Source organism: Bifidobacterium sp. UTCIF-38, assembly GCF_006454495.1.
GTDB classification, from domain to species: domain Bacteria; phylum Actinomycetota; class Actinomycetes; order Actinomycetales; family Bifidobacteriaceae; genus Bifidobacterium; species Bifidobacterium callitrichos.
In genome coordinates this window covers 118,080-142,365 of the sequence record NZ_JFAL01000012.1, presented here as the reverse complement: position 1 = coordinate 142,365, position 24,286 = coordinate 118,080, and the positions used below count along the sequence as shown (strand labels likewise).

The 24,286-nt window shown below is 67.4% G+C and carries 11 protein-coding genes; 7 read left to right on the top strand and 4 right to left on the bottom strand.

The features are described 5' to 3' along the window. The first annotated feature begins 109 nt into the window (after positions 1-109). Positions 110-778: a tRNA (cytidine(34)-2'-O)-methyltransferase gene (locus BW11_RS05295; protein WP_258184558.1), complete on the top strand. Its 669-nt coding sequence runs from the start codon at positions 110-112 to the stop codon at positions 776-778. Here the strand turns inward: BW11_RS05295 and BW11_RS05290 are convergent. Then, the gene (locus BW11_RS05290) at positions 736-2,499 is read right to left on the bottom strand and encodes a hypothetical protein (RefSeq protein ID WP_140444937.1); all 1,764 of its coding nucleotides are present in this window, start codon (positions 2,497-2,499) and stop codon (positions 736-738) included. The two genes, BW11_RS05295 and BW11_RS05290, sit on opposite strands and share 43 nt — an antisense overlap. Positions 2,500-2,637: 138 nt before the next feature. Then, on the bottom strand, positions 2,638-3,627 hold the full coding sequence (locus BW11_RS05285) for a glycosyltransferase family 2 protein (protein ID WP_140444936.1): 990 nt from the start codon (positions 3,625-3,627) through the stop codon (positions 2,638-2,640). Positions 3,628-3,919: 292 nt separating this feature from the next. Here BW11_RS05285 and BW11_RS05280 point away from each other — a divergent pair, with 292 nt between their 5' ends. From BW11_RS05280 to BW11_RS05265, 4 genes are all read left to right on the top strand, one after another. Beyond that, on the top strand, positions 3,920-4,999 hold the full coding sequence (locus BW11_RS05280) for an A/G-specific adenine glycosylase (RefSeq protein WP_258184557.1): 1,080 nt from the start codon (positions 3,920-3,922) through the stop codon (positions 4,997-4,999). Positions 5,000-5,098: 99 nt separating this feature from the next. After that, positions 5,099-5,878 (top strand): hypothetical protein, encoded by a 780-nt coding sequence (locus BW11_RS05275; RefSeq protein ID WP_258184556.1) that lies wholly within the window; start codon positions 5,099-5,101, stop codon positions 5,876-5,878. 344 nt (positions 5,879-6,222) lie between these two features. Then, positions 6,223-9,786 carry a DNA-directed RNA polymerase subunit beta gene (gene rpoB / locus BW11_RS05270; RefSeq protein WP_043165114.1) on the top strand — a complete coding sequence of 1,188 codons (3,564 nt, stop codon included), beginning with the start codon at positions 6,223-6,225 and terminating at the stop codon, positions 9,784-9,786. Between the two features lie 133 nt (positions 9,787-9,919). Beyond that, the gene (locus tag BW11_RS05265; RefSeq protein ID WP_258184555.1) at positions 9,920-14,134 is read left to right on the top strand and encodes a DNA-directed RNA polymerase subunit beta'; all 4,215 of its coding nucleotides are present in this window, start codon (positions 9,920-9,922) and stop codon (positions 14,132-14,134) included. Between the two features lie 101 nt (positions 14,135-14,235). On the opposite strand, the gene BW11_RS05260 is transcribed toward BW11_RS05265, so the two are convergent. Both BW11_RS05260 and BW11_RS05255 read right to left on the bottom strand, forming a co-directional pair. Next, positions 14,236-15,072, bottom strand: coding sequence for an FHA domain-containing protein (locus BW11_RS05260; RefSeq protein WP_140444934.1), 837 nt, complete (start codon positions 15,070-15,072; stop codon positions 14,236-14,238). Positions 15,073-15,084: 12 nt separating this feature from the next. After that, entirely contained in the window at positions 15,085-15,666 is a 582-nt protein-coding gene (locus BW11_RS05255; protein ID WP_043165115.1) for a hypothetical protein, read from the bottom strand. Between the two features lie 260 nt (positions 15,667-15,926). Here BW11_RS05255 and BW11_RS05250 point away from each other — a divergent pair, with 260 nt between their 5' ends. Continuing rightward, positions 15,927-20,249 (top strand): PD-(D/E)XK nuclease family protein, encoded by a 4,323-nt coding sequence (locus tag BW11_RS05250; protein ID WP_140444958.1) that lies wholly within the window; start codon positions 15,927-15,929, stop codon positions 20,247-20,249. Continuing rightward, complete coding sequence (locus BW11_RS05245) at positions 20,246-24,187, top strand: ATP-dependent DNA helicase (protein WP_258184553.1); 3,942 nt, start codon at positions 20,246-20,248, stop codon at positions 24,185-24,187. Before BW11_RS05250 ends, BW11_RS05245 begins: the two co-directional genes overlap by 4 nt. The last annotated feature ends 99 nt before the right edge of the window (positions 24,188-24,286 follow it).

The following is a 24,286-nucleotide window of genomic DNA, read 5'->3' as shown; positions in this document are numbered from 1 at the left end:
CCTATGCTCGGTTGTCGGCCGTGACGTGGGGCGGATACGAAGTCGTCCGTGACAGGGAACGGATACGAACAAGACGAGACCCGTGGTGGAATAGGACGGAAACAGGAATATGAGCGAGAACCAGACCATGCCCGGGGAGGGCGAGACTTCCTCCAACCCGGAGGACAAGGTCGAGAAGATGTTCGAATACGGTTATCGTAAGTCGAACTACGGGCCGGACGAACTGGTGACCGACGCGCACGGCAACCCGATCTCGGTGGTCGACGCGATGCTCTCCGCCGAGAAGGCCGCCGAGACGGAGACCGTCACCCCGCATCTGTGCTACTACAGCCCGCGCATCCCCGGCAACACCGGTTCGGCGATCCGCCTGTGCGCGGTCACCGGCACGATCCTGCATCTGGTCGAGCCGCTCGGCTTCAACCTGCGCGACACCAAACTGCGCCGCGCCGGCCTCGATTACCATGACATGGCGCACGTCGTACTGCACCCGAACTTCGAGAACCTCGTCGAGTCGATGCCGAACTCGCGCATCATCGCATTCACCGCGCACGCCACGAAGTTGTACACGGAGATCGACTACCGTCCGACCGACATCCTCCTGTTCGGCCCCGAGCCGGGCAACATCCCCGACCCGATGGACATCATGGCCGGACCGCATGTGGCCGAACAGGTGAGGCTCCCGATGCGCCCGAGTCTGCGCAGCCTCAACCTCACCAACTGCGCGTCGATCGCGATCTACGAGGCGTGGCGCCAGTTGAACTTCGCCGGCGGCAGATGAGTCGGGAACTCCCGATACTCCCGATAGGTGATGGCCGCGTTCGCATCGTGCTTCACGATGCCGGTTCGCGTCCACTTATCCGAGTCGAGCAACCGGTCGTAGTCGCGCGTCGTTGACCATGACAGCAGCGTGAACCCTGTCGCGTCGAGGTCGTCAAGAGACCGCAGTTGCGCGGCCGACCCATGTAGGGGCGCGTATCCGCCGCGCGCCGGCGCGTCGTCGGCGTCGAGAAAACGGTAGGCCGGGCAGTCGCGGTAGTACCAGTACGCGTCGATGTACGTGTATTCGTCCTGCGCGACCACCGGATGTGTCTCGGAACATTCGACCTGACGGCTCAGGGCGGCCGATCCGGGAGTGTCATCGCGATCGAAGCTGTGATTGCCCCGCACACCGAACACGATGGTGCCGGCGAGGAGCGTGACCAGCGTCACTACGTAGGCGATTCCGGTGAGGTGTCGGAAGACTGTGGTTCGGCGGAGTACGGCTATGCCCGGCGATGGTGCCGGCGATGCCCGGCCCTCGGTGAGGGGCAGGGCGAACGATACGCCCAACGTCGCGTAGAGGAACGGTGCGATTACGCTCAGATAGCGCACCGAGAACATGCCGTATCCGCCGTTCGCCGTCTCCTGGATCGCCGACCAGAGTATGAGCAACGTTGTCGGTACGACGAACAGCATGACGATCAACGTCATCGCCGACATGCGATCCATGTGACCCGTCCGATCCCCGCGATTCCCTTGGTCCGCCCCGTTTTCCGCATCCGTCCGTCGCGGTGTGCACATACATGCCATGTATGCCGCGACCAGCGATCCGGCGGCCGCCAGCACGATCACCCCGACCATCAATGACGCCGGCGCGGGAATCTCGTCCTCGGTCATGCCGAGCAGCATCACGTCGAACGCGTTCGCCACGCCGGACATGTTCATCCTGCGCGTCACCGGCGGCAGCACGGAGGAGGAGCCGCGGACCTGTCCGATCGCGGCCGGCATCCAAGGCAGGAACAGCAGGATCGACGCGACGTAGGCGAGCATCCAACGCCATGTGCCAACGGTTCGGGTCCGTCGCGATTCGGGCTGTCGCGATTCGTCCCGTCGCACCGCCTTCACCGAACGGATGGCCAGCCAGACCGCGTGCGTGAACCAGACGAAGGCGGTCAGATACAGGGTCAGCATGCCCAACGCGACGATCACCGCGTACGCCGCCCACCAACCGAGGACCGCGGACGGGTTTCGCGATTCGGTCCGTGGTGCGGCCGGTCCCGGTCGCGTCTGGCCGGTATGGCGAACCACGGTGACGCCCGCGGCGTGCACGAGCGCATAGGTGCCGAGCGTGGCGAGCAGCATCGCCATCGCGTACATGCGCAGCTCGTAGCCGTAACGCAGCATGAACCCGCCGCACAGCAACAACGGCATGCACAGGCACGCCACGCGCTCGCCGAACAGGTCGCGCAGCATGACGAGCAGTGTCAGCACGGCGGCCCCGAGCAGCAGACAATTGAACGTACGCAGCATGTCGATGTTCCCCTGCGCCAGCGGCATCCACGACTTGAGCATCAGGTAGTAGAGCGGCGGATGGGCGTCCACGGCGGTCAGCCTGATGAGTTCCGGCACCGGCTTCGAGGCGAGGATCAGCGAATACTGTTCATCGAACCACAGGGATCGTCCGCGTCCCATCAGCGCGCTGGCCGTCGTGACGGCGGCGGCGCAGCACAATGCCAACATGGGGAAGGGGATGGGAAGGATGGGACGTGGGTGCGGGCGCATCCGGTTCGGGACGGGGGAGGTGGCGTCTGCGTGGAATCGGCATGCGGAGGGGCGTGGGCGTGACATGGCTGGGTTTCCTGTGACGGTTGCCGGCGCCTACCGCGACGCCGGCTCCCTGAAGTTGTCCCCGAGGTTGCCGTCGCGCACGATGTAGCTCGGCCGTCGCTTCGTCTCGAGATACGTCTTCGCCAGATACCGGCCGATCACCCCGAGACACAGCAGCTGCAACCCGCCGATGAACGTGACGATGCAGGCGAGTGACGGCCAGCCCGCCACGGGATCGCCGAACAGGGCCGCGCGCACGGCGATGAAGCAGGTGGCGCCGAACGCGACCGCGCACAATAGCAGACCGATGTAGGAGGCGATGGTCAGCGGCATCGTGGAACAGGACATGAGACCGTCGATCGCGTATCCGGTCAGCGTGAGGAAGTTCCATGTCGTGCGTCCGGCCGCGCGTCTCGCGTTCGGGTACTCGATCCACGCGGTGCGGAATCCGACCCACGCATACAGCCCCTTGGAGAACCGGTTGCGTTCGGGCAGCGCGGTGATTGCGTCGACCATGGCCCTGCGCATCATGCGGAAGTCGCGCGCGCCGTCGGGCACCTCGACCGGCGACACGAGGTTCATGAGACGGTAGAACAGTCGGGAGAACGCCGATCGGATCGGAGGCTCGCCGGCGCGTGTGGTACGTCGCGTCGCCACGCAATCAAGCGTCGGATCGTCGGCCAGCATGGCGGCCATGCGAGGCAAGAGCGACGGCGGATCCTGCAGATCGGCGTCCATCACGGCCACGAGGTCGCCGCTCGCCGCGTCGAGTCCGGCGAGCAGCGCGCCCTCCTTGCCGAAGTTACGCGACAGCGACATCCATCGGACGTCGAACGGCCATGTGCCGCTCGCCGCCTCGCGCAGCAGCTGGGCGGTGCGGTCGCGGGAGCCGTCGTCCACGAACACCAGTTCGACGCGCATGCCGGGCGCGGCCGCGTCGATGTCGTCGATGGTGTCGGCCATCGCCGCGAGGAACAGCGGGATGCAGTCCTCCTCGTTGTAGGAGGGCACCACGATGGACAGGGTGGATGCGTTATGCATGGGAGCCTCTTTCTCTCGCGTTTCGCTTCTTCGTGATTTCGCGATGACTTCATTGTCGGTTCGGGCGACGGCGAACTTGCCTGTAGTCGCCCTGAACGGACCCTGATTCATGTCCGGGTTGTCCTCATAACGGCTACGGGATGACGTAGGGGTTGTCGGGACGTCGTGTCGTCGGCGGCTGTACGGCGTGGCCGGCACAATGGGGTCCTTGACGAAAGGGGTGGAAATGGTGCGGAACGGTGATCGGACTGAGAGCGGTCGGGCTGATGGTCGGATCGATGGAACCGGCGTGGTGGCGTCCGGTGATGCGGGCGATACCGGTCCGACTGATCGGGCGAACCGCGCCGAACGCGTCCGCCTGAAGCTCGCCGCGTGGTGGGAGGCGAATGCGCGCGACCTGCCGTGGCGCTTCGGGCGCGCGACCCCGTGGGGCGTATTGGTCTCCGAGGTGATGAGCCAGCAGACGCAGATGAGCCGTGTCGTGCCGTACTGGACCCAATGGATGGAACGCTGGCCCGACGCCAGGGCGCTCGCCGCCGCGCCCAAGGCCGACGTGATCACCGCGTGGGGGCGGCTCGGCTACCCGCGTCGCGCGCTGCGATTGCAGGAGTGCGCGCGCGTCGTCTCGAGCGAATGCGGCGACGAATTGCCGCGCGCGTACGACGCGCTTGTCGCACTGCCTGGGGTCGGTGACTACACCGCGTCCGCCGTGATGAGCTTCGCGTACGGCGAGCGCGTGGCCGTGATCGACACGAACATCCGTCGCGTGCTCTCCCGGTTGTTCCGTGGCGAGGAGTCGCGCGGGGGAGCGGCGAGTCCCTTGGAGCGCGCGCTCGCGAACGAGGTCCTGCCGTCGGATGGTGGCGATTCGGATGATGGTCCGGATGATGGTCCGGGTGATGCCGTGATGGGTGTGCCGTCGGGTGTTTCACACGATGTTTCACGCGGTGTTCCACAGGGTGTTTCACGACATGTCCCGCGTGCGACCCCGCCGTCGGTCGTGTGGAACCAGTCGGTGATGGAGCTGGGCGCGCTGGTGTGCACGGCAAAGAACCCGTTGTGCGAGCAGTGCCCGGTGTCGGACGACTGCGCGTTCCTTGCCGCCGGGCGGCCGGGGTTGGGGGAGCGGCGTACGCGCCCGCGACAGAGGTTCCAAGGCACCGACCGTCAGGTGCGCGGCATCGTGCTCAAGGCGTTGCGCGAGCTGCCTGCCGAGTCCGTGGGTTCCCGGGACCCCGGTTCCCTGCCGCGCGAGCGGGTTGAGTCGCTGTGGCGGGACCATGTCCAGCTCGACGCCTGCATCGCGGGTCTTGACGAGGACGGGTTGATCGAGATCCTGCCCGACGGGGCGCTGAGGCTGCCGCGGGGCTAGGCCCGGCGCGTGTGAGGTATTGGGAGAATCGTCTGTTCCGCGCGTATCGAACGCGTTCGTCCGTACACTGGGGATGTTATGGCAGTCAGGAGGAGCAGCATGGGCGGAACCGTGAACCCCGGCGGTGCGGGTCGTCCGGGGGTGAGATCAGGGGCGATGTCGGGGAACAGGGCGTCGGGCCGTTCGGCAGGCAGCGGCCGGTCTGGCGGTTCGCCCGCGGATAGGTCCGGTGCTGGCAAACCCAGTGCCGGCAGACCCAACGGGAAGAAGCGCAAGCTCAGCAAGCGCCAGCGCGCGATCTATCGTCGCCGGCGCATCGTCGTGTTCTCGGCGCTTGTCGTCGTCCTGTTCGTGCTGGGATTCACCGTGTACAGCCTCGGACGCGGAGCCGGTGCGGTCATCAACGTGGCCACGGGCAATGCAAGCCATGCCGTCCTCGAACGCTCCACCTCGCCCGAACCGCATCACAGCGCCACCGTGAAGAACTGCACGGCGAAGAATACGCGGCTTGAACTGACGGCGAAGACCGCCACCGTCGCGGTCGGCGGCTCGCTTGACTGGGTGGCGACGATCACGCACGAGGGTTCCGACTCCTGCACCATCGACGCGTCCGACTCCGGGCGCGTGCTCACCATCACCTCCGGCGGCGAAACCGTGTGGCGCTCCGACTCCTGTCCGACCGAGGCGCGGACGCTTCTCATGGCCAAGGGCGACAAGGACGTCCAGACGATCACGTGGAACGCGAGCCGCACGTCCGACCAGTGCGTCGAGAACCAGGACGATCTGCCCAAGGTGGATCGCGGCACGTACGTGGGCGTGCTGAGTCTCAAGAACGCGCCGAAGGTCAAGAGCCAGCCGGTCACCGTCGAGGTGCAGTAACGGCCGAGCGCGTCCGTGGTGGAAGCGTGGGACATCACTGGGGCGCTGTCAACACCGGCAAGGGCACCGGAGATGCCGAAGATGCCGGAAAGACTGGAAATGCCGAATCAGCCGCCAATAGTCATGTGATTTGTGAAGGAAATGTGCTGATTTAATTCTGTCGTGTGGGAAGGTCGTCTCGCCGCGGTAAAGAGTCCACCCTTACCACTACATTTATTTACTTGCATATGGCGTGTCATATTGCGGGCATGCCGTCAACGATGAAGCGCCCGCACAGGCATATGGTGGCCGTGCCGGCGCTCCCGGGGAAACCATACGATCTAGCGAGCGATAAGGAACGTCCATTGGCTACTGAGTCCAAGACGAACACCACCACCATCACCGCACGCGCCGACCAGCACGACATCGACCTGCACAAGGCGTCGGACCGCGTGAACTTCGGTTCCATCAAGGAACCCATCGATGTGCCCTACCTGCTGGGCGTGCAGACCGACAGCTTCGACTGGCTGATCGGCAACGACCGCTGGAAGGCGCGCGTCGCCGAGGACGAGAAGAACGGCACCGTGACGACGCCGCACACCTCCGGCCTCGATGAGGTCTTCAACGAGATCTCTCCGATCGAGAACTTCGCGCAGACCATGTCCCTGACCTTCTCCGACCCGTACTTCGAGGAGCCGCGCCACACGGTCCAGGAGTGCAAGGAGAAGGACTACACCTACTCCGCGCCGCTGTACGTCAACGCCGAGTTCGAGAACGGCGAGACCGGCGAGATCAAGTCCCAGACCGTGTTCATGGGCGACTTCCCGCTGCAGACCGCGCACGGCACCTTCATCATCGGCGGCACCGAGCGCGTCATCGTCTCCCAGCTCGTGCGCTCCCCGGGCGTCTACTTCGACCGCCAGCAGGACCGCACCTCCGATAAGGAGGTCTTCGGCGCGAAGATCATCCCGTCGCGCGGCGCATGGCTCGAGTTCGAGATCGACAAGAAGGACCAGCCGCAGGTGCGCGTGGACCGCAAGCGCAAGCAGTCCGCGATCGTCTTCCTCATGGCCATCGGCATGACCAAGCCGGAGATCCGCGAGGCGTTCAAGGACTACCCGCTGGTGCTCGATGCCCTGGAGAAGGAGCAGCTGCAGACCCAGGACGAGGCCCTCGTCGACCTCTACCGCAAGATCCGCCCGGCCGACACCCCGACCCCGGACGCCGGCAAGAACCTGCTCGACTCCTTCTACTTCAACACCAAGCGCTACGATCTGGCGCGCGTCGGCCGCTACAAGATCGACCGCAAGCTCGGCCTCGAGACCGACATCAACGATCGCAGCCTCAAGCACGAGGACATCATCGCGACGATCAAGTACCTCGTCACCCTGCACGACGGCAAGACCACCTTCCCGGGCAAGCGCAACGGCGAGGACGTGGAGCTGCGCGTCGACGTCGACGATATCGACCACTTCGGCAACCGCCGCATCCGCCAGGTCGGCGAGCTGATCCAGAACCAGCTGCGAACCGGCCTGAGCCGTATGGAGCGCGTCGTGCGCGAGCGCATGACCACCCAGGACGCCGAGGCCATCACCCCGCAGTCCCTGATCAACATCCGCCCGGTGAACGCCACCATCAAGGAGTTCTTCGGCACCTCCCAGCTGAGCCAGTTCATGGATCAGAACAACCCGCTCTCCGGCGTGACGAACAAGCGTCGTCTCTCCGCGCTGGGCCCCGGCGGCCTCTCCCGCGACCGCGCCTCCATGGAGGTGCGCGACGTGCACCCGTCCCACTTCGGCCGTATGTGCCCGATCGAGTCCCCTGAAGGCCCGAACATCGGTCTGATCGGCTCGCTGGCGACCTTCGGCCGCGTCAACCCGTTCGGCTTCATCGAGACCCCGTACCGCAAGGTCGTCGACGGCCACGTCACCGACGAGGTCGAGTACATGACCGCCGACCGCGATCTCGACCACGTGATCGCCCAGGCCAACCAGGAGCTCGACAAGGACGGCAACTTCGTCCAGGACGAGGCCCTTGCCCGAGTCGGCGAGGAGGAGGCGGTCGATGTCCCGGTCAGCCAGGTCGACTACATGGACGTCTCCCCGCGCCAGATGGTCTCCCTCGGCGCCTCGCTGATCCCGTTCCTCGAGCACGACGAGGGCCACCGAGCGCTGATGGGCACCAACATGCAGCGTCAGGCCGTTCCGCTGATCGAGTCCGAGCGCCCGCTCGTGGGCACCGGCTCCGAGTGGCGCGCCGCCAACGACTCCGGCGACGTCATCAAGTCCGAGAAGGACGGCGTGGTCACCTACGTGTCCGCCGACATGATCCGCGTGATGAACGACGACGGCACCACCAGCTCCTACAAGCTGGCCAAGTTCCAGCGTTCCAACCAGACCACCTGCTACAACCAGCGTCCGATCGTCCACGACGGCGAGCGCGTCGAGGCCGGCACCGTGATGGCCGACGGCCCGGCCATCCAGAACGGCGAGCTGGCCCTCGGCAAGAACCTGCTCATCGCGTTCATGCCGTGGAACGGCTACAACTACGAGGACGCCGTGATCATCTCCCAGCGTCTCGTGCAGGACGACACCCTCTCCTCGATCCACATCGAGGAGTACGAGATCGACGCCCGCGAGACCAAGCTGGGCGCCGAGGAGATCACCCGCGACCTGCCGAACGTCGGCGAGGACGCGGTGGCGAACCTCGACGAGCGCGGCATCATCCGCATCGGCGCCGAGGTCGAGGCCGGCGACATCCTCGTCGGCAAGGTCACGCCGAAGGGCGAGACCGAGCTGACCCCGGAGGAGCGCCTGCTGCGCGCCATCTTCGGCGAGAAGTCCCGCGAGGTGCGCGACACCTCGCTGCGCGTGCCCCACGGCGAGACCGGTACGGTCATCGGCGTCAAGGAGATCACCCGCGAGGATGCCGAGGAGGACGGCGACGAGCTGCCCAACGGCGTCAACCAGATGATCCGCGTCTACATCGCCCAGCACCGCAAGATCACGGTCGGCGACAAGCTCTCCGGCCGCCACGGCAACAAGGGCTGCATCTCGCGCATCCTGCCCGAGGAGGACATGCCGTTCCTCGCGGACGGCACCCCGGTCGACATCATGCTGAACCCGCTCGGCGTGCCGTCCCGAATGAACCTGGGCCAGGTGCTCGAGCTGCACCTGGGCTGGATCGCGCACTCCGGCTGGGACATCTCCCTGGATCCGGATCTCGAGGCCGAGTGGAAGAAGCTCGTCCCCGCCGGCGCCGAGAAGGCCGAGCCGGGCACCCCGGTCGCGACCCCGGTGTTCGACGGCGTCAAGCCGGACGTCCTCAAGGGTCTGCTGTCCACCACGCTGCCGAACCGCGACGGCGACCGCATGGTCGGCCCGGACGGCAAGGCCACGCTGTTCGACGGCCGCACCGGCGAGCCGTTCGCGCGTCCGATCTCCGTGGGCTACATGTACATGCTCAAGCTCCACCACCTCGTGGACGACAAGATCCACGCCCGTTCCACCGGCCCGTACTCGATGATCACCCAGCAGCCGCTGGGCGGCAAGGCGCAGTTCGGCGGCCAGCGCTTCGGCGAGATGGAGGTGTGGGCCCTCGAGGCCTACGGCGCCGCGTACACGCTGCACGAGATGATGACCACCAAGTCCGATGACGTGGATGGCCGCGTGCGCGCCTACGGTGCGATCGTCAAGGGCGAGAACCTGCCGCCGGCGGGCATCCCCGAGTCCTTCAAGGTGCTCCTCAAGGAGATGCAGTCCCTGTCCCTGAACGTCGAGGTCCTGAACGCCGAAGGCCAGGCCATCGACATGAAGGACGAGGACGACGATCCGACGAACGCCTCCGACGACCTCGGCTTCAACATCGGCGCCCGCCCGGACGCCGCTGCGAAGGAAGACCAGGCCGCCCCGCAGCCCGAGTATCAGTGAGCGATACCGGACCTGAAGGTTTATGACGGCGGCGCACGGCCGGACGGGGACGACCCCCGGCCGGCGCCGCCCATGAGCCAAAGAGTCAATCGAGACAACGACAAGCTAGCGTAAGTAAGGACGAAAGAAACAAGTGCTGGACGTCAACGCATTCGACAAGCTGAGGATCGGCCTGGCCACCGCGGACGACATTCGCGGCTGGAGCCACGGCGAGGTCAAGAAGCCCGAAACCATCAACTACCGCACCCTGAAGCCGGAGAAGGACGGTCTGTTCGGTGAGCAGATCTTCGGTCCGACCCGCGACTGGGAGTGCGCCTGCGGCAAGTACAAGCGCGTGCGCTTCAAGGGCATCGTGTGCGAGCGATGCGGCGTGGAGGTCACCCGCTCCCGCGTGCGCCGCGAGCGCATGGGCCACATCGAGCTGGCCGCCCCCGTCACCCACATCTGGTTCTTCAAGGGCGTGCCGTCCCGTCTGGGCTACATGCTGAACGTCACCCCGAAGGAGCTGGAGAAGGTCATCTACTTCGCCTCCTACATGGTCACCGCCGTCAACGACGAGCAGCGTCACCAGGATCTGCCCGATCTGCAGGCCGAGTTCGACCACGACATCAACGCTCTGGAGCATCGCCGCAACAACGAGATCGAGGATCGCGCCAAGAAGGTCGAGGCCGATCTGCACGAGCTCGAGGAGGCCGGCGAGGCCAAGGGCGCCGCCAAGGCCAAGCTGCGCAACTCCGCCGAGCGCGATATGGCGGCCATCCGCCAGCGCTACGACGATCAGATCGCGCGCATGGGCGCCGTCTTCGACAAGTTCAAGAAGCTCAAGCCCGGCGACATCATCGACGACGTGGATCTGTGGAGCGAGATGCGCGATCGCTACGACGACTACTTCGAGGGCTGCATGGGTGCCGAGGCGGTCAAGAAGCGCCTCCAGTCGCTCGACCTCGAGGCCATCGCCGCCGAGCTGCGCGAGGAGATCAAGGACGCGTCCGAGCAGCGCAAGACCAAGGCTCTGAAGCGCCTGAAGGTCGTCAACGCCTTCCTGTCCACCGGCAACAAGCCGGAGGCCATGGTCCTCGACGTGATCCCGGTCATCCCGCCGGATCTGCGCCCGATGGTCCAGCTGGACGGCGGTCGCTTCGCGACCTCCGACCTGAACGACCTGTACCGTCGCGTCATCAACCGCAACAACCGTCTGAAGCGACTCATCGAGCTGGGCGCCCCGGAGATCATGCTCAACAACGAGAAGCGCATGCTCCAGGAGGCCGTCGACTCCCTGTTCGACAACGGCCGTCGCGGCCGCCCGGTCACCGGCGCCTCGAACCGCCCGCTCAAGTCCCTGTCCGACATGCTCAAGGGCAAGCAGGGCCGTTTCCGTCAGAACCTGCTCGGTAAGCGAGTCGACTACTCCGGCCGTTCCGTGATCGTCGTCGGCCCGTCCCTGAGGATGCACCAGTGTGGTCTGCCGAAGCCGATGGCGCTCGAGCTGTTCAAGCCGTTCGTCATCAAGCGCCTCGTGGACATGAACTACGCGCAGAACATGAAGAGCGCCAAGCGTCTGGTCGACCGCGGCGACTCCGAGGTGTGGGGCGTGCTCGAGGAGGTCATCTCCGAGCACCCGGTGCTGCTCAACCGTGCGCCTACGCTGCACCGTCTGGGCATCCAGGCGTTCGAGCCGATCCTCGTCGAGGGCAAGGCCATCCACCTGCCGCCGCTCGCCTGCGCCGCGTTCAACGCCGACTTCGACGGCGACCAGATGGCAGTCCACCTGCCGCTGTCCGCCGAGGCCCAGGCCGAGGCCCGCTCGCTGATGATGGCTTCCGACAACATCTTGAAGCCGGCCGACGGCCACACCGTGACCATGCCGAGCCAGGATATGATCCTCGGTCTGTACTACCTGTCCACCGTGATGGAGGGCGCCAAGGGCCAGGGCCGCGTGTTCTCCTCGCTCGCCGAGGCCGAGATGGCCCTCGACCTGCACGAGATCGACATGCAGGCCAAGGTGCTCATCCGCGTGCCGAGCAACTTCGTGCTGCCCGCGGACTGGGAGCCGGGCGAGCTCAAGGTCGCTGACCCGGCCGCGCAGAACGGCGAGGAGGTCGTCAGGGAGGAGCGCTTCCACGACGGCACCGCGCTGTTCGCCACCTCCTACGGCCGCGTGCTGTTCAACGAGACCCTGCCGATCGACTACCCGTTCGTCAACGAGCAGGTCGGCAAGAAGCGTCTGGCCAAGATCGTCGACGACATCGCGACCCGCTACTCCACCGCCCAGGTGGCCGCCTCGCTGGACGCCCTGAAGGATCTCGGCTTCACCCGAGCCCCGTGGTCCGGCGTGTCCTTCGCGTTCTCCGACGTCATCGAGCCGGCCGAGCGCACCAAGCTCGTCGCCAGCTACGAGGACGAGGCCGCCACGGTCAACGAGAACTACGAGATGGGTCTTCTTACCGAGGAGGAGCGCCGTCAGGAGCTCATCGACCTGTGGACCAAGTGCACCGCCGAGGTCTCCAAGGCCGTCGAGCACGACTTCGATCCGTCGAACAACCTCGCCATCATCGTCCAGTCCGGTGCACGAGGAAACATGATGCAGATCAACCAGATCGCAGGCATGCGTGGCCTCGTGGCGAACCCGAAGGGCGAGATCATCCCCCGTCCTGTCAAGTCCAACTACCGCGACGGCCTGTCCGTGCTGGAGTACTTCATCTCCCAGCACGGCGCGCGTAAGGGTCTGGCCGATACCGCACTGCGTACCGCAGAGTCGGGCTACCTGACCCGTCGTCTGGTCGACGTGGCTCAGGACGTCATCGTGCGCGAGGAGGACTGCGGCACCAAGCAGGGCATCCAGATCCGCGTGGCCGACCGTGACGCCGACGGCAACCTCGTGCTCGTCAAGAACGCCGACGGCGGCCCGTACTCCCGTCTGCTCGCGGCCGACGTCGTCGACCCGGCCGACGGCACGACCGTGCTGTACAAGCGCGACGACGCCCTGTCGATGGACGTCCTCAACGATCTGGTCGCCCACGGCGTCGAGTTCGTCAAGTGCCGTTCCGTGCTCTCCTGCGAGTCGAGCCGCGGCGTGTGCGCCAAGTGCTACGGCTGGTCGATGGCCACCAACAAGCTGGTCGACGTCGGCGAGGCCGTCGGTATCGTCGCCGCCCAGTCCATCGGCGAGCCGGGTACGCAGCTGACCCTGCGTTCCTTCCACTCCGGTGGCGTCGCCTCCGCGTCCGATATCACCCAGGGTCTTCCTCGTGTCACCGAGCTTTTCGAAGCCCGTACGCCTAAGGGTGAGTCCCCGATCGCCGAGTTCGCCGGTACCATCAAGGTCACCGAGAACGACCGCGGCCGTCAGGTCATCCTCAACCCGGACTCCGACTCCGGCGCCCCGACCGAGGACGGCGTGATCAAGCCGATCACGTACAACGTCTCCCGCCGCGTGCCGCTGCTGGTCAAGGACGGCGAGCACGTCGAGACCGGCCGCCAGCTGGTCGAGGGTTCCGTGGATCCGAAGAAGATCCTGCGCATCCTCAACAAGCGCGCCGCGCAGATGAACATCGTCGAGGAGGTGCACAACGTGTACCGCTCCCAGGGCGTCGACATCCACGACAAGCACATCGAGGTCATCGTGCACCAGATGAGCCGTCGCGTCACCGTGATCGACTCCGGCGACACCGATCTGCTGCCGGGCGAGCTGGTGGACCAGCGTCGCTTCCGCGACGTGAACAAGGCCGCCGTCAAGGCCGGCAAGAAGCCGGCCTCCGGCCGTCCGGAGCTCATGGGCATCACGAAGGCCTCGTTGGCCACCGATTCGTGGCTGTCCGCCGCCTCCTTCCAGGAGACGACCCGCGTGCTCACCGATGCCGCCCTGAACCAGAAGGTCGACGACCTCAAGGGTCTCAAGGAGAACGTCATCATCGGTAAGCTCATCCCCGCCGGCACCGGTCTGGCCCGCTACCGCAACGCGGTCGTCGAGCCGGACAAGGCCATCCGCGACACCATCTACCCGAACTTCGGTCTGGGCGGCGACGCGGACAACGAGGGCATGGACTTCAACGACGGCGACATGGGCGATGTGGACTTCTCCAACATCGACTTCGGCGATCTCAAGCTCGGCGAGGACTTCAACCCCGACGACTTCCTCGACGACCAGGGCGGCACCGCCGACTTCGGCGGCGACGAGGGTGACGATGCGCACCACATCGATCACAGCGATCTGCTCGCCGGTCTGGACACCGACGACGCCTCCGACGCCGACTCCGCGGATGCCGCGGATGCCTCGGACGCGCCCGCCGATGACGCCGATGATTCGGCTGCATCCGATGACGCCGACGCCGACGATCAGAACGCCTGAGCGCAGCTGATCCGCGACTGATCCGCGACTGATCACAAGGGCCGCGGTTCCTTCCCCATCAGGGGAGGAACCGCGGCCCTTGCCGTTGTTCGTATTGTCGTCTACTGCAGATTGAACAGCTGATCTCCGAATCGGATGACCGCAGGCGCCTCGATGGAGACCGGCGAGCCGGGCGTGACCTTGACGTCATGCCCGTCGACGACCAGATACGTGCCGTTGAGCGAGTCGCAGTCGTCAAGCCACAGCCGCCCCTCGGCGTCCATCGTGATCGTCGCGTGATTGCGCGAGATCGTGCGCGTCGGATCGTCGAGCTGGACGACCTTGGCGCCGTCCGGCACCGGATTGGACGGTCTGCGACCCAGGAGCATGCTGGCGTCCACGAGGATCTCCTGATGCGTGGTCCCGTTGATCATGCGATACGTGCGGGCGGCGGGGGCGGAGGACCCGTCAGAAGCGCCGGAGGGAAGGGAATCGCCAAAGTCATCGGGCATGACCTGACCGGCATCCGAAGGACCCGAAGTCGCACTCGCACCCGCGTCCGAGGAGACGGACGGCTCCTGATGGCGCGGCAGCGTGCTGCGCGCGTCACCCGTGGGAGCGCCGGCAGTCGCGGAGGACCCGGGGAACCCGGAAAGGACGGACTGCTGGCCGCTGCGACCGACCGCCGACCGTACCGTCATCGGCACGGTCGACTGCGGGATCGCGGCGCTGGTGGCGGGGTAGGCGTCCTCGATTGCCGCAAGATCACTGATATCGGACATGCCTCCGATGCGATCGATGGGGGCGATGCCGAGCAGGCCGTCGCCGTCGAGGGCCTCGGCGTCGATCGGATGATCGGCGATGGACTCGATATCGTCGGCCAATGCGTGACCGCCATGCGCGTCATCCTCATACCAGCCGAGTTCGGGCGGGGGAGGGAACGGAATCGTTCGGGCCATCGGATGCTCCTTTCAGAAGCGACGTCCGCGTGCGGCGAGCGCCGCGTCGACCGCCGGGTCGTGCAGCTGGGCGAGCCAGTCAACGAGCGCGGGATACAGGTTGGGGTTGCGCGCCAGATCCGCGTACAGTTCGGGGGCGTTGCGGGCGATCTCCGCCATCTGCATCTGATCGGTAGTGGTCGCGGCCTGCTCCGCGGTGAATCCGTAGGGGTTGCGCGCCGGCTTCACGTAGGCGTCAGCGCCGTACGATGCGGCTCGATCGTATGATGCGGGCTGTGCGGCGGGTTGCGCGCTCGCCTGATCGACGCCGATTCCCGCGTCGACGTCCGGCTCGTTCGCCGCCGGCGTCGTCTGCTGATTCGGCTGATTCGCGCCGGCGGGGGAGTCCGACACCTTGTATCCCAATTGCGCGACGGTCTGACGCGCGCGGTCGTCGCCGAATTCGGCGAGCCAGCGGATCAGCCCCGGGTAGGCACGCGGGTTCACCGCCACGTTCGCGCCGAACTCCGGATTCTCGTAAGCGATTTTCGCGAGGAAGACGGGATCCGCATCCGGATCCTGCACGGCCGCGACTGCGGCGTCATAATCGACCATCCTTGAACTCAACTCCTTGTGTGGTGTGTGCGGTGCGAAGTCGCATCGGCGCGCTGCCGGATTCCTCACCTTTGGTATCCAAGTGTAGTCAGGAGCACGTCATGCCCGGTTTCCATGAAGACGCATACTGGACGCGACACGCCGCAACACGGTCGTCCGATGGGTTCCAGGTAGATATCGACCGCCCGCCCGAAAGAGGAATAGGCTTGAGGGTTATGAACGAGATGATGGGAAACGTGACGGCGTCCGAGGCGTTGGACATGCTGCTTGGCGGTGCCATCGCCGGGGACCCGGCCGGAGGCGATCGGCCGCGTGCGCTGCTGGCCGCCGCGCCGCCGCGGGGCGGCAAGACAGAGTTCGCGTTCGCCGCGCTGCTGGCGGCATTGGATCGGCTCGGCGACGAGCGCGCGCTGATGGCCGTCTCCAATCGCATGGTCGCCGATCGGCTGCGCGACGAGGCGATCCGTCACGTCGGCGGCTCCGCGCAGACCCGTCCGGTGACCACGTTGTCGGCGATCGCCTTCCGTGTGATAGCCGACCGGCGTTTCACTCAGGGGCTCGCCGCCCCGAGGCTGCTCAACGGCGCCGAACAGGATGCGCTGCTGCGCGGCGTGCTGGCCGTGCATCTGGCCCACGCCATGGCCGGCGATCCGTGTGACGTGTGCATGCTGCTGCGCGCGTACTTCGCGTCCGACGATTGGGCGCGCGCCGTCGCCTCACCCGTGGAGACGCCTGTGGGCTCGCCCACGGACTCGCATGGCGACGCCTCCTCCACGCCCGAGATGTTCGAACGCGGCATCTCGTCGGCGTTCGTCGACCAGCTGCGCGACATGCTGGCGCGTATGAGCGAGCTCGGCGCCTCGATCGCGCGCGAGGGCGAGCTGCTGTCCGCCGCCCGCGAGGCCGGCGCGCACGGCGAGCGACTGGAGCTGCAATGGCGATTGGCCTTCGCGCTGCGCAGCGAATACGCGGCGGCCGTCGAACGGGCGTATCCGGGCGAGTACCGGCTTGACTCGTCGCGTCTGCTCGTCGAGGGCGCGAGCGTCCTGCGGCAGTCGGCTGCGGCTGCGGGTTCCGGCGGCCCGTCCAGCCTGCCCGAGGTGCTGATCGTCGACGATTTCCAGGACACCACGCTCGCGGGGCTGCGTTTCCTCGAGGCGTTGGCCGACGCCGGCGTGAGACTGCTGCTCGTCGGCAACCCGGACGAGGCCGTGCAGACCTTCCGCGGCTCCTACCCCGAATACCTGTTCGCCGAGGCCTGCGAGGGGCCGCTCAACGCGGCGCGCATCGGCATCGCACAGGCCGATCGGGCGGGTGATCGGGCGGGTGATCGGGAGGCCGATCGGGTCACGTATCGTGACATCGTCGTCTCGCGGGTCTCCCTGTCGATCTCCTCGCCTGAGGACGATCCCACGCCGCTGCCGGATCGTCCGGGCAAGACCCCGAAACGCGAGGGCGCGTGGCCGATCGCGATGCTCGACGCCGAATCGCCCCGCCGTAATGACGGATCGTTCGCCTCGGCACTGTACCGTTCGCCGCGCGAGGAGCTCGACGACGTGGTCTGGCGGATCAAACGCGCCCGACTCGACGGCGACGCCCAATGGAACGACATGGCCGTCATCGCGCACGACAACGCCACCGTACGCGTTTTCGGCGAACGTCTGCGCCGCGACGGCGTGCCCGTACGCTACTCGTCCGTCACCCGTCCTTTGAGCGAGGAGCCGTTCGTGCAGGGGCTCTTCGCGCTGATCGAACTCGCGCGTCTGCGCCGCGAGGGCATGGACGGCACGTCGATGACCCTGCGGCAGATCGCCGCGTTCGCCCGATCCCGCGTCGCGACGCTGATGGACGGACCGCTGATCACCATCGGCGCGAAACGGTCGGCAGAAGGACGCCCCGCACGCATCGAGATCGTCGAATCGGCCATGAGCGCGTTGGAATCACTCGCCGGAGTCATCGGGGCTGAGCCCGGGGAAGACGACGATGCCGACGACGTCGATCAGGCCGACACCGCGGGAACGCTGTCCGAACTGGTGCAGACGTGGGGTGAGCTGTGCCATCGGCGCTCGTCCCGGAACGCCGCGGCATCCGGCGGCACAGCATCTGCCGGCACCATATCGGTCGACGAATCGCTCGTCGACGAGACGGCCGGGCCGGATGCGGACGCGCCGTCGTTCGGCGTGAACGCGCTCTACGCGATGCTCGCCCTCGACGACCCGCACGCGCCGGCCGACATGGTTGTCGCCGCCGTCGGACAGGTGCTCGGCACCGACCCGCAGCTCAAGGCGTTCCAACGCCTGTGGACGCTCGTCGGCAAGGTCGCCGAAGGCCTCGGCACATTGGCCAGCAGGGAGCCGCAGTTCGCGCTCGCCCTCGCCTGGGAGGCGACCGGCGTGGCCCGCGTCTGGCAGCGGACCGCATTCGCCAACACGCCCGACGGCCGCGCCGCCAACGACCGGCTCGACGCGGCGATGCGCCTGTTCCAATACGCCGAGGGAGGGGCGTCCGGCCACGACATCGTCTCGTTCATCGAACGGGTGCGCTCCATGCAGATCGAAGCGGACTCCCTCGCCCACGTGGGGCCGATCGAACAGGCCGTGACCCTCACCACGCCCGCCGGCGCGGCCGGACGCCACTGGGCGTACGTGTGGTGTCCGGCGATCCAGCAGGACGTGTGGCCGAACCTCGCCGAACGCAACACGATGTTCGGCGGCGAGGATCTGGGCGACGTCATCCTGCACGGCGGCATCACCCGGGACGATACGGCCCGCGCGGCCGCCGGCGTGGCGGGCGATCCCCGACTGGCCGCCGTGCTCTCCTCCGAGAAGAAGAGCCTGCTGGTCGCGCTCACCCGCGCCGATCGTCTCGTGACGGTCAGCGCCGTGGCGAACGACGACACGCTGCCCTCCGACTTCCTGTACACCTACCTGCCGGAACGCTACTGCCGCGACCGGAACCTCTTCACCCCCGTCGGGCGGGAGACGGTCGGCGCCGCCATCGCCGGCCGATTCCGACAGGGCACGTTCACCCGCGACGGAAACGGCGTGGCGATGATCGTCGATCCCGAGACCGACAGCAGAGGCGACGGCGGGAACGACGCCTACGGCGAGTACGCGGGATTGGACGCCGACCCCCGCGGCGTCGTCGCGGCGGCCCGCGTCGCGCTCGCCGTCAATCCGGCCGATTCGCCCGAAGCCCGCGATGCGGCCGCCGCGCTGGCGCTGCTCGCCGACCATGGCGTCGCCTCCGCCGACCCCGATCACTGGGCGTACCTGCCGCACGCGTTCGACGGCGAGTCCCCCCAGCCCGAGCGCGCCCCGATGGTCTCCCTGTCGCCCTCGTCGGTGGACCGGCTGTGGGAGTGCCCGGTGTGCTGGATGCTGGAGAACACGTTCGCCGGACCCCGCCCCTCCGCCATCGCCACCAGCTTCGGCACGCTCATCCACGCCGTCGCCCAACGCGGCAGCGAGGAGGGAATCGACCTGCCCGGCTTCATGGCCGACGCGCCGCACGAACAGCGGCTTGCGGCGGTCACGGAACGGCTGAAAGCCATCTACGACGAGCTCAGGCCCGACACCTCCCTGATCGAGGACCCCGCCAGCCGGTACGCGGCCATCCGCAAGGACGAAGGGGCCGGCGAGACGCTGGCGAACATCGCCTCCTACTTCGTGGACGGCAACGAGGCCGGATACCTCGGCGCCAATGCGAAGTACTTCGACATCGGGCGGCTCGAACGTGCGTCCTGCGAGGAGGAGTTCGCCGCGCGATTCGATCTTGGCGACATCCTCGCCGCCTACAACGCCACGCCCGGCGTCGAACCGGTGGACCGCCACGGTCTTTCCGAGCTCATGGGCCTGCTGGTGGGCGGATGGCCCGAGGGCATGCGCGACGACCTCATCGTGCGGCTTGCCGGACGCATCGACCGCAAGGAGATCCGCACGCTGCCGGATGGCGGCACTCGCGTCAGGCTCATCGACTACAAGACCGGCCAGCTGCCGGCCGTGAGCCAGATCGTCAACGACCTGCAGCTCGTGTGCTACCAGCTCGGTCTGACCTTCCCCGAACGGCCCGCCGCATCCGGACAGAGCCAGTCGAAGGGCGGCTCCTTCGGCCCGCGCGGCGCCGAAGCGCTCGCGATCGCACCCGAAATCGGCCAGAGCGCGCTGTTCCACGTCGAACACAAGTCCGCCCCCGCACACAGCCGGGCCCCCGAGGGCCTGCACCAGCCGGCGCTGTTCACGAGCGGCTCGCTCAACGCCCATGCCTACACGCCGCGATCGTACTTCCCGAACCCCGCGAAGATCCTCGATATGCCCGCGATCGCCCTCGACCCGTCCGCCAGACCCGAGGGGCTGGCAAACGTCGACGACGCGCAGTGGGCCGCCTTCGCGTCGCTCAACGGCACGCAGGCGCTGTGGTCGCTGACCATGATCGCCCGCGTTTTCTACACGGCCGCGGCCAGCCGTTGCGAGCATCTCATGGCCCACCCCACGGCCAACCACCTCAAGCACTGCCGTATGGGCGCCGTCTGCCCGGCGTGCGCCGGCCGGATCGACACCGTGATCGAAACGAGGCAAGCATGACATCCATGATTCCCGCAGGCACCGCGACCGCCGCATCGCAGGGCGCCAGCCCCGAGCAGGCGGCCGTCATCGACGCGCCCGCGAACGACGACGTGCTCGTCGTCGCCGGCGCCGGATCGGGCAAGACCTACACGATGACCCGCCGCATCATCGCCCTGATCGAACGCGGCGTGCCGCCGGAGCGCATCCTCGGCCTGACGTTCACGCGCAAGGCCGCCGGCGAGCTGCTCACCCGCGTCTCCGCCGCCGTGGCCGACATGCACGACGAGGCGACGTTCCTCAAACCGTCGGTGTTCACCTACGACGCGTTCTTCCAGTCCATCGTGCGCCAGTACGGCCTGCTCGTCGGCTTCGACCAGAACACGCAGCCGCTGAGCGACGCCGGCGCGATCCAGATCGCCGTCGACGTCATCGACCGCCACATGGACCTGCTGCGCGGACACGATCTCGGCGCGTTCAACACGCTCGCCGGGCGGGTGCTCGCCCTGTCCGGCGCGATCGGCAGCGCGATGATCGGCGGCGAGGTCACCGACATGACCGAGGCCATCGCCCGGGTGCGCGCGTGGGACGACGCGTTCGCGCGGCGGGTGCGCGAGGCGATCGGCAGCGACCCCGTACCCGAACAGGAGCCGAAACCCAAGAAGCCGAAGCGCACCAAGCGCGACACCGACGCCACCTGGACGGCCAAGCTCGACGACTACCAGCGCGCCCAGCATGAGACGTGCGTCTACCACTGCGCGAACCTTGTCGGCGTCGCCGAAACGCGCAACATCCTGCTCGACCTCGTCGAGGCGTACGTCGAGGAGAAGCGCCGACGCAACATGGCGGAGTTCGGCGACTTCACTATCGCCGCATACCAGCTGGTCACCCGCTTCCCGTCCATCGGCGAACGCTACCGCAGACGGTTCAGCCACGTGCTGCTCGACGAATACCAGGACACCTCTACCACGCAGGCGTCCCTCATCGCCACCCTGTTCCACGGCCGGGGCACCGCCGTCAACGCGGTCGGCGACCCGTTCCAGTCGATCTACGCGTGGCGTGGCGCCAGCCCCGGCGCGTTCCGCATGTTCCAACGGGACTTCGCCATGCCATCCGAGTCGAAGCCGTATGCGCTGAGCGTCACCCGACGCAATCCGCGCATCGTGCTCGACGCCGCCAACGCGCTCACCCTGCCGCTGCGTGAGAAGCCGCGCCGGCCCGGCAGCTCGCTGATGCGCGAGGTCGACGTCACCCCGCTCGACACGCTCGCGGGAGCCGCCGAAGGCACGATCGGCGTGCTCGGATACGACACGCTCGGCCAGGAGATCGACGGCGTCGTGCGATTCTGCCGCATGAGCGTGCGTCCGATCGCGCAGGCGGTGTCGGCGGGGGACTCCGCCGCGAAGGATCCGTGGAACCCCGGCGATCCGCACGGGCGGAGCGTGGCCGTACTGTTCCGCTCCAAGAAGACCATGCCCCTCTACCAGCAGGCGCTTGAGGCCGCCGGGCTGACCACGCTGGTCGTCGGCTATTCGGCCATGCTCGAACGCCCCGAGATCCGCGACATCCTCGCGCTGCTGCACGTGGTCGCCGACCATACCGATGCGGCGTCGCTGATGCGTCTGCTCGCCACCCCGCGATTCGGATTGGATGCGGCGAGGCTGACCGCATTGGCGTCGATCGCCGAGAACCTCAACATGGAGACGCGCTACCGTGCGCTCGTCGCCGCCGGGCTCGCCTCCGCCGAGGCGCCGCGCGGCCAGTGGGCGGCGATCGTGCGCGACCACCGCAACGAGGTCGCCAACGCCGTGTTCCTGCCGGACGTGATGCTGCGCGGCGATCTGGACGCGCTCATCGACGACGACCGGTTCGACGTCGAGGCCCGACGCGTCATCCTCAACGCGGCCGGTGTGCTCCGGCAGGTGCATGATCTGATCGGCCGTCCGCTTGCGGACGTGGTGCGCGAGGCGGTGCGCGCGCTCGATCTGGACATCGACACCGTGGTCGCGCAGGCGTTGCGTCCCGATGGCGAAGCGACCGGCAAGGCGACCGACGGCGCGCGCATCGATCCCACGCTCGCCAACGTGCCGATGGACGCGGTCATCGATCTGGTGGATACCTACACCACCGAGATCGCGGCCGGGTCGACGCCCACATTGCGCGGGTTCATGGCCTGGGTCGACGCGCTGAGCAGCGTCGACGACGACACGTCGATGCTGAACGCCGACCGGAGGGTCGACGTGGAGCTCATGACCATCCACCAGTCCAAGGGACTCGAATGGGATGCGGTCGCCGTCGTCGGACTGGAGAGCGGCGTCTTTCCCAGCGACGAGGGTGACGGCCTGAGGATCGAGACGGACGAGGAGCACGCGGGCGGCATCGAGGACGGGCGGTGGCATGCGCCCGAATACCGTGAGACCGCCCGCACATGGCTCGACGATCCGACCGCCGTGCCCGTGCCGATCCGCGCCGACGCTGGCATTCTGCCCCGATTCCCGCACGACGCGCCGGTCGACGCGGATCCGATCGCGACGATGGACGACTCGGGATTCGACGACGTCGAGACCATCGACGACGAGGTGTACGGCACGCTGCGCGGCATCGGCGACGGCATCGACGACGTCGACCCCGACTCCTGGCATCTGACGCAGGCGGAGGAGTACGGCCGCCGGCTGCACGCCGACGAACGCCGGCTCATGTACGTCGCGCTGACCCGCACGAAGGGGGAGATGCTGCTCACCTACGCGAAGTCCAAGGATCTCGGCCGCGGCGTGGAGGGCGAGACCAAGGGGGCCAGGGCCTCGAACTTCTGGACCGAGGTGCATGACGCGTTCCACGCGCGCCCCGATGCGGTCTCGCAACCCGCCAACCTGCCCGACGGCGTCGAACCGACGACCAGCGCGCCGCAGGGGTTCTTCATCGGCGAGCGCGCCGCGGCGTACGAGGACGTGGTCGTCGGCGAGGCGCTGCTCGAACCGGTCGAGGAGATCGACGGCGGCGAGACGCTGCCGTGGCCGGCCTCGCTGAGCGAGACGGTCGAATCGCGGCTCGTCGCCGCCGCGGATGCGGTGCGCTCGGTCCGATCGGATCAGGCGGGAGCGTCCGGACCGCTGCTTGCCCGTGCGCGCATGCTGGTCGCCGACGAGGACCTCATGTCCTCGCAGGCCGAGGACGATCGGCTTGACGAGGAGATCAGGGTCCGGGCGCAGCGCATCCTCGAGGGTTCCCGGCAGTCGGTCACCGGTCTGCAGGCGCGCGCCGGACGCATGAGCGAGCGCGAGGAGCGCCGCTACTGGCGTGGTGTCGTCCGCCCGATCCCGACCGTCGCCTCGCCGGCGGCATCGGCCGGCACCCGGTTCCACGCGTGGGCGGAGCGTTTCGTCGACGCCGCGATCCCCGGCGTGTTCGACGACGCTGCGGCAGGCATCGGAGGCGAGACGCGCGCCGCGATGCTCGCCGATCTGGAGGCGCGCGAACGTGATCACGCCCATAACCGCGACCGTGCGAATGCGGATGTGGTGGAACGCGAGCTGATCGCATGGGAGCGTCGCCTCGCCTCCTCGCCGTGGGCGGCGCGCACCCCGGTGTGGGCCGAGCGTCCGATCGCAGGTCCCCTGCCGCAGTTCGACGGCATCATCGCCAACGGCAAGCTCGACGCGGTGTTCGCGGGCGGGCTCGACCCGGACGATGCGGCCAAACGGTTCACCATCGTCGACTGGAAGACCGGGCGGCGGCCTCGCACGGCCAGACAGGTCGCCGAGAAGCTCGTCCAGCTGGACCTGTACCGGCTGCTGCTCGCCGCGGTAGCCGACGTGCCGCTGGACAGTATCGACGCCGCTCTCTACTATGTCAGTGAGCCTGACGAATCGCACCGACTGGTGCGCGCCGAGGCGAAAACAGAACAGGATATCATTGCCGAGTTGAGCTCCGGAGTTCCCGAGCAATCCGACGACGACTAGACCCATCCGCCTTACGCCTCCCCGGGCAACGACACCCTACGGGATGCGGGGCGGACAGCGGGTCCCACGGCTGGAACGCGCCGTGAACGCCGCGCCGGG